This window comes from Actinomadura sp. GC306, from assembly GCF_004348665.1.
Taxonomy (GTDB): domain Bacteria; phylum Actinomycetota; class Actinomycetes; order Streptosporangiales; family Streptosporangiaceae; genus Spirillospora.
In genome coordinates this window covers 21,187-27,812 of the sequence record NZ_SMKM01000062.1, presented here as the reverse complement: position 1 = coordinate 27,812, position 6,626 = coordinate 21,187, and the positions used below count along the sequence as shown (strand labels likewise).

8 protein-coding genes are annotated in these 6,626 nt (G+C 67.2%); 4 read left to right on the top strand and 4 right to left on the bottom strand.

Going from position 1 to position 6,626, the window contains the following annotated elements; translation table 11 throughout:
* Nucleotides 1–191: 191 nt before the first annotated feature.
* A complete protein-coding gene (locus E1200_RS12000) occupies nucleotides 192–830 on the bottom strand; it encodes a hypothetical protein (protein WP_131951930.1) in 639 nt (212 codons plus the stop codon).
* Between the two features lie 439 nt (nucleotides 831–1,269).
* Between E1200_RS12000 and E1200_RS11995 the strand changes: the two genes are divergently transcribed.
* Nucleotides 1,270–2,175, top strand: a complete 906-nt coding sequence (locus E1200_RS11995; protein ID WP_243708495.1) for a DUF5753 domain-containing protein — start codon at nucleotides 1,270–1,272, stop codon at nucleotides 2,173–2,175.
* A 54-nt stretch (nucleotides 2,176–2,229) separates the two neighbouring features.
* Here E1200_RS11995 and E1200_RS11990 read toward each other — a convergent pair whose 3' ends face one another.
* Both E1200_RS11990 and E1200_RS11985 read right to left on the bottom strand, forming a co-directional pair.
* Nucleotides 2,230–2,436 carry a DUF397 domain-containing protein gene (locus tag E1200_RS11990; protein ID WP_243708494.1) on the bottom strand — a complete coding sequence of 69 codons (207 nt, stop codon included), beginning with the start codon at nucleotides 2,434–2,436 and terminating at the stop codon, nucleotides 2,230–2,232.
* A gap of 452 nt (nucleotides 2,437–2,888) precedes the next feature.
* Complete coding sequence (locus E1200_RS11985; RefSeq protein WP_131951929.1) at nucleotides 2,889–3,284, bottom strand: ATP-binding protein; 396 nt, start codon at nucleotides 3,282–3,284, stop codon at nucleotides 2,889–2,891.
* A 187-nt stretch (nucleotides 3,285–3,471) separates the two neighbouring features.
* On the opposite strand from E1200_RS11985, the gene E1200_RS11980 reads away from it, so the two are divergent.
* Both E1200_RS11980 and E1200_RS11975 read left to right on the top strand, forming a co-directional pair.
* Entirely contained in the window at nucleotides 3,472–4,320 is an 849-nt protein-coding gene (locus tag E1200_RS11980) for a helix-turn-helix transcriptional regulator (RefSeq protein ID WP_131951928.1), read from the top strand.
* The gene (locus tag E1200_RS11975; RefSeq protein WP_131951927.1) at nucleotides 4,317–4,592 is read left to right on the top strand and encodes a DUF397 domain-containing protein; all 276 of its coding nucleotides are present in this window, start codon (nucleotides 4,317–4,319) and stop codon (nucleotides 4,590–4,592) included. Before E1200_RS11980 ends, E1200_RS11975 begins: the two co-directional genes overlap by 4 nt.
* Before the next feature lie 91 nt (nucleotides 4,593–4,683).
* Here the strand turns inward: E1200_RS11975 and E1200_RS11970 are convergent, their stop codons facing one another.
* On the bottom strand, nucleotides 4,684–5,292 hold the full coding sequence (locus E1200_RS11970) for a TetR/AcrR family transcriptional regulator (protein WP_131951926.1): 609 nt from the start codon (nucleotides 5,290–5,292) through the stop codon (nucleotides 4,684–4,686).
* A 50-nt stretch (nucleotides 5,293–5,342) separates the two neighbouring features.
* Between E1200_RS11970 and E1200_RS11965 the strand changes: the two genes are divergently transcribed.
* On the top strand, nucleotides 5,343–6,560 hold the full coding sequence (locus tag E1200_RS11965; protein ID WP_131951925.1) for a cytochrome P450: 1,218 nt from the start codon (nucleotides 5,343–5,345) through the stop codon (nucleotides 6,558–6,560).
* Nucleotides 6,561–6,626 lie beyond the last annotated feature (66 nt).

Genomic DNA, 6,626 nt, shown 5'->3' with positions numbered 1-6,626 from the left:
CCCCTGCGCCCCCAGCACCACTGCCCTCCACACCAGCTCGGGCGACCTGGATGTGACACACCCAACACCCGCCCAGTGCCCCCTTCGCCACTGTCATGGGTGACGCCCCGGCGTGCATCCGCCACCGTACGTAGTTCGACTAGTACTCATGGTGGCCGCGACGCCGTCCTCTACGTCCTGTGCCCGGCGGCCTAAGCGACGTGGTCCTGCAGTGCCGCAGTGAGCCGCAGGACAGAAGGCACATGCACGTACCCCTGACTCCGCCGCCCGCCGAGGGAGACCTTGAGGCCGGGGTGGTAGGTGGTGGGGCAGATGCCCTCGTACCCGTGCCTGACGATCGCCCAGTAGAACTCTTCGGACACCACGAGGACCATCGGGGACGGGTTGTCGCGCAGGCACTGCTTCAGCTTCGGCGCGTCGAGCAGCCGGCACGCGAGATCGACCGCCTCTCCGAAGCACCCTTTGCCGTCCCGGTGCACCTCTCCCGCGTGCACGGCCGCCCGGAGCCGCAGCCCGCGTCGAGTGCGCTCCGTGGCCGGGAGGCTGCCGTTGTACTCGACGAGCTGGTGCGCCAGTTTCGGAACGAGCCTGGACAGAAGCAGCGTCTTGGGCAGTTCGTCCACCGGGTGCATGAGGATGAGGACTCCGTCGCCGCGATCCTCGAAGGGGTCGCACCAGCGGTAGTCGATCCCGGAGTACTCCATCGCGCCGGCGAGCATGTCGTAGACCCGCGATCGCAGCTCCCGCCGGATCGGGTTCGTCCGCCCCGCCGCCGTGGACCCCTCGATGTCGATGACAAGGATGCTCCTGTGCACCGGTTGATCGCTCACCGGGCAACCCCCAATCTTGCCTTTCCGCCGATGCGCCCCGCCTGTGGGCGGGACATCGAAGCGCGGCCACGCGGGTGCCGTGGCCCCGGAGGTGGCCCGGCGAGGCCGCATCGCCTCGCGGGCCGTGCTGAGGTGCGCCCGATTCGGGTGCGGGGGCTCCGAACCGCCTCGACTGTGTGCGTTTGCTCGACTTTTTCTGGGGTGTCGTGCCCAGTTTGCAAAACAGGGCGGGGCTGTGCAAGATGCACGGCCAAGTGCATGCAGCCGGGGAAACGGCTTTGTGGCGGGGAAGGCAGGATGGGAGAGTGCTCCCGGTACACCAACTTGTCGACTTGTTCTGGATGTTCGAGCCAGGTTTGTGATCTGGTGTGCCGGGGCAGGCTTACGCAAGATGTGATTGCAAGTTGCAGGGCAAGAAGCTCTAGAACTATCACTCGGTGTGGCACCGGCAGCGGAGGGCATTGTGGCAGCGGCACCGACGGTCCGCCGACGCCGTCTCGGAGAGGAACTGCGCCGGCTCCGGGAGGACCTCGGCCCGACCGCGGAAGAGATAGCCACGCGTATCGGCTGGTCCCCCTCCAAATTGAGCCGGATCGAGAATGCCCGGATCGGTGTCCGCGTCTCCGATGTGCGCCTGCTGCTGGAGTTGTACGAGGTCGAAGAGGGGCACATGGGGGAGATCCTGGCCCTGGCGCAGGCGGCGACCCAACGCGGCTGGTGGGACGGCTACCGGCACACTCTCTCCGAGCGGTTCGCGGCCTACGTGGCACTGGAGGACGAGGCGAGCGAAGCGTATCTGTACAGCACCTACATTGTGCCCGCGCTTCTCCAGACGCGGGAGTACGCCCTCGGTGTCTTCGAGACGGGACGAGCCATCGTGCTGAGTACTCCGCGGGAGGTCGAGCACGCCCTGGAAGTGCGCATGCGGCGCCAGGAACTGCTCAGCCGACAAAAGCCGCTCGACTACTCGGCCATTATCGACGAATCGGTGCTGCTGCGGCTGGTGGGGGATCGCAAAATCATGCGGCGCCAGTTGGAGGCCATGCTGAAAATGGCGGAGCTGCCCAATGTGGAGCTCTTCGTGCAGCCGATGAACGTCCCCCGAGAACCGATCATCGGCGAGTCGTTCACGCTTTTGACTTTTACTCCCGCATACGATGTGCGATTCCCTGATGTGGCGTACATCGACAGCTTTCAATTGCAGCTCGACGTCCAGGACGACAAGATAACGGATCGCTACCGGAGGGCCTGGGAGGCGCTGAAGCGGTCGTCGCTTTCCGGTGAGGAGTCCCTGCGGCTCATCTCCCGGGTGCTGCGGGAGGTCTGGCAGGAGGACGCGGACTGAACCGCGGTCGCAAGTCCCTCTCAGGCGAAGCTGCGAGGGACCGCTCGACGAGCGTCAGCGCAGGTCGGCCCCACCTTCCTTGATGGTCGCGAAGAAGGCGGCGAACTCGCCCCGAGTGAACATCAGCACCGGCCCGTCCGGCCCGTTCTTGGTGTCTCGAACCGCGACCGCGTCCGAGGCGTGGCCTGCGAGCTCGACGCAGTTCGCATCCGCGGTGCATCGAGAACTCTTGCGCCAGTGCGGCATCGACGTCATTGTCATGTAGGGAAACTTTCTAGCTTGATCCTTGGTGCTTCGCCGCGGCTCGAACCTTCGGATGCCCGCCCGCCGCTTCGTGTGCGGCAGGATTACACCGTTGTCGGAGCGGCGAATACGGGCATGATCGATATGCCCGCCGGGGGCAACCCTATCTGCCGGGCGGAGGTAGGGGGAGAAGCAACGCGGATATCTGACGGACTCGCGCGGCGCGCTGCCGGTCCCCTTTCAGTATCGATGTACCAGAAGTGTCGTACTCGCCCCTTTCTGGGTGGGGCGGGCCCGCCAGGATGTCTGCTCCTTCCCCCTGCTGCGTCGATCTTGCAGAAGGCCGGTACGCTCCGGCGGCTCCGGGGACGGTGATGACGTCCTCGTCGCGGAGTGGGTGCGCCGCCCCTGATCAGGCGACGGCCCGGACGATGCTGTACGAACGGAACCCACCCGCGCCTGAGCTCGGCTTATCCAAGGTCGATCTCGAACCACACTGCATGGCCCTTGTCCAGCCGGGCCGCGCCCCAGTCGGTGGACAGGAAGGCCACTATCCGCAGGCCCCGGCCGCAGACGTCCATCTCGTCCACCGTGGACAGATGCGGCACGGTCTCGGCGTCGCCGTCGTCGATGACCTCGACGCGGACGATCTTCTCCGAGTGGCTCACCTCTACCCGGACCTGCCCATCCCGCCCGGACTCGGTGTGCCGGACGGCGTTGGTGATCAGCTCGCTCATGCACAGCGCGGCGTCGTCGAACGCCGGGTGCTCGCCCAGCACGTCCCGCAGCCACCGCCGCGCCTGTCCGGCCGCCCGGTCCATCCCCGGCAGCAGGAACGCATCGAATTTCAGGGTAGGCACCGTCACTACTCCACTCCTTCCGGATCCTCGTGTCCGAAAAGAATGGGCGGGGCGTGCTGGTCCGAGCGATGCGTTCGTCTCCCTCGTCCCGAGGTCCCCGGACACGATGGCCCGAGTCACTTTTGACTGAGTCACCGTGTCCAACCAGACGAACGCGTCCCATGGCTACGCATAGTCAGGTAATGATTACGTCATGGACAACCCGCAGCGTCCGACCATGCGAAGCCGCAAGCTCGGCGCGATGCTGCGCGAGCTGCGGGAGAGCCGCGACCTCAACCTCCAGAAGGCCGCGCGCCTGCTGAACCGCACGCCGTCCTCCCTGAGCAAGCTGGAGACCGGCAAACGCGGCATCCGCCGTCCCGCCCTGGAGCACATGCTCGACCGCTACGAACTCACCGACTCGGCCAAGCGCCAGGCTCTCTACAGCCTTGCCCGAGATTCCGGTAAGAAGGGCTGGTGGCTCCGCCATGAGGGCAAGCTCGCACCATCGACGATGGATTACATATCGCTGGAGGCTGAGGCGACGTCTGTCAGGACATTTGAGTTACATCTCGTCCCAGGGCTTCTCCAGAGCAAGCCCTACGCCCGTGCCGTCATCGAGTCCTCCATCTCGATAGGGGAACCGCATGACGTGGACGGATTGACCGAGGTTCGTATGCGCCGTCAGCAGGTCCTCTTCAAGGAAGATCCGCTCAGCTTGTGGGCCATCGTCTGCGAAGCTGCGCTGCACCAGCGACAGGGTGGGGCGGACGTTATGGAAGGCCAGCTCAGGCGCCTTATGCAACTCTCGGCAATGCCGAACGTAACGCTTCAAGTGCTCCCATACTCGGCTGGCTCCCACCCAGGCCACAATGGTTCCTTCACTACCTTGACCACCGACGACCTGTCCGTGGTTCTCGTCGAGAACCTCACCACAGGCTGGTACCTGGAGGAACTGGAGGTGATTCGCCACTATGATCTTGTCTTCGACCATCTCAGAGCTGCGGCGCTCTCCCCTTCAGACTCCCGCGGATTGATCGAACGGCTAGTGTCTAATTCATGACCACCACTCAGTTCTCCTTCTCGCGCTGGCGCAAGAGTACTCACAGCGGCGGCGGCGGTTCGTCGTGTGTCGAAGTCGCTGTGATCTGGCGCACGAGCAGCTACAGCGGAAGCGAAGGGCAAGAATGCGTTGAGGTTGCCGCGCTGATGGATCAAGGTATTGCGCTGCGTGACTCTAGGGACGTCGATGGGCCGGTGCTCTCCGTCGCGCCGTCCGCGTGGGCGTCCCTCCTCGCCGGTATCAAGGGCGGTTCTTTCGACCTGACGTCCTGACTGGACCCCTGGGCGCTGACTCGTCCTCCCGGTCCCAGGGAGGGCGTAGCCGGGTGGGCGCGGATGCAACGACGAGCGGCGGCCGGCGCGTTCAGCGGAAGATGAGGCGGGCGGCGGTGGTGATGTGGGCGCGGGTCTGCTCGGTCGTGGTGCGGGTGGTGGTCAGGTCCAGCAAGCACGCGATCAGGACGTGGCCGAGAGTGAGGGCCTTTCCCTCGGTGTCCTCCCAAGCAGGCTCGTTCAGGGCGGCGCGGATGAGCGCGGTGAACAGTTCGCGCCAGATCGTCAGGCCGCCGCCGCTGATGTCGGGTGAGCTGACGGCGCTCATCACCGCCGACAGCAGCGGCAGTTCGGCGGCGGCCCAGTCGATGAGGTCGGCGAACCCCGCCGCGACCCGTTCGGGCACCGTGCCGGTGTAGGCGGCTGCGGTCAGGTCGGCGATGGACTGCTCCGACCAGTCGATCATCAGCTGCAGCAGCAGATGGTCCTTGGAGGGGAAGTACCGGTAAACCGTGGCCGGGGTGGTGCCCGCCCGCTCGGCGACCGCCCGGATCGTGGCGGCCGGGTAGCCGCCGCCGCAGGCCAGCTCGTGGGCGGCGGCCAGTATCCGCTCCCGCCGGGCCCGCTCGGACTCCTTCAGCGGCCGGTTGACGCTGAGCGTGGAACGGCCGTGCTCCACGGCCGGCAGCGGATTGTCCAACGCGGATGAACCCTTCCCACCAGACGATAACGTGAACTATAACGTGTTATATGAGGGCTCCTGTGGTCTCCGAGGACCTGTTCTCCCCCGAAGCGCTGGCCGACCCCTATCCCCGGTACCAGCGGCTGCGTGAGCGCGGCCCGGTGCATCTGCTGCCCGAGCTGGGCCTGCACCTGGTGGTGGCGCACGAGCAGGTCCTGCGGGCGTTGGAGGATCCGGCGGTGTTCTCCAGCAACCTGGCCGGGCTGCTGGCGGCCGGCCCGGGCGGAACCGGCTTTGTGGACATGGGCGGCGCGGCCGTCGATGTGCTGGCGACCGTCGACCCGCCCCGCCACACCGGCCAGCGCGCCACCGTTGCCCCGGCGTTCGCCAGGCGCACGGTCGCCGAGCTGACCGGCCAGATCCAGGACCTGCTGCACCCGCGGGTGGCCGCCCTGGCCCGCCGCGGCGGCGGAGACTGGATGGCCGAGGTCGCCGCTCCCGTCCCGGTGCTGGTGATCAGCCGGATCCTCGGGCTGCCCGAGTCCGACGCCGACCAGGTCACCGCCTGGTCGGACGCCGCGATCGAGTTGCTCAGCGGCCTGGCCGGCCCCGACCGGATGATGCAGCTGGCCGAGCAGATCCTCCAGGTGATGCGCTACCTCGACGAGCAACTCGCCCGCGCCGCCGCCCGCCCCTGCGGCGGCCTGCTCGACACCCTCGCTCAAGACCACACCCTCACCCAGGACGAACGCGTCCAGATGGCGCTGCAACTCGTCACCGCCGGCAGCGAATCGACCACGAGCCTGCTAGGCGCCGCCGCCCGCACCCTCGCCGACGACCCCGCCCTGGCCGACCGGCTCCGCGACGACCCCGGCCAGATCGAGGCGTTCGTGGAGGAGACACTGCGGCTGCACAGCCCGTTCCGCGGCCATTTCCGCGTCACCACCCGCGACACCGAACTCGGCGGCGTGCACCTGCCCGCCCGATCCCGCCTGATGCTGCTGTGGGGCGCGGTCAACCGCGACCCCGCCGCCTACCCCACTCCCCACGCCCTGGACCTGCACCGGCCCGCGATCAAATCGCACACCGCGTTCGGCCGCGGCATCCACTTCTGCGTCGGCGCCCACCTGGCGCGCCTGGAAGCCGTCCTGGCCGTGCGCGCTCTCCTGGACCAGGGCGCCTTCCACGCCACCTCACCCGCCCGGTACGTGCCCAGTCTCATGATCCGCCGCCTCACCCGCCTTGACCTCGCCTTCACTCCCTCCTCGGTCGACCTCACTCGCTGACGCACCGGCCCCGAATCCGGCCGGGTCAGGTGGGGAGGCGGGCCGAAGGGTCTCCAGGGTGGCGTC

Excerpts from the sequence above, each read along its gene's own strand:
- E1200_RS11990 (WP_243708494.1), bottom strand. The coding sequence starts at position 2,436 with ATGACAATGACGTCGATGCCGCACTGGCGCAAGAGTTCTCGATGCACC.
- E1200_RS11980 (WP_131951928.1), top strand. The coding sequence starts at position 3,472 with ATGGACAACCCGCAGCGTCCGACCATGCGAAGCCGCAAGCTCGGCGCG.
- E1200_RS11975 (WP_131951927.1), top strand. The coding sequence starts at position 4,317 with ATGACCACCACTCAGTTCTCCTTCTCGCGCTGGCGCAAGAGTACTCAC.
- E1200_RS11965 (WP_131951925.1), top strand. The coding sequence starts at position 5,343 with ATGAGGGCTCCTGTGGTCTCCGAGGACCTGTTCTCCCCCGAAGCGCTG.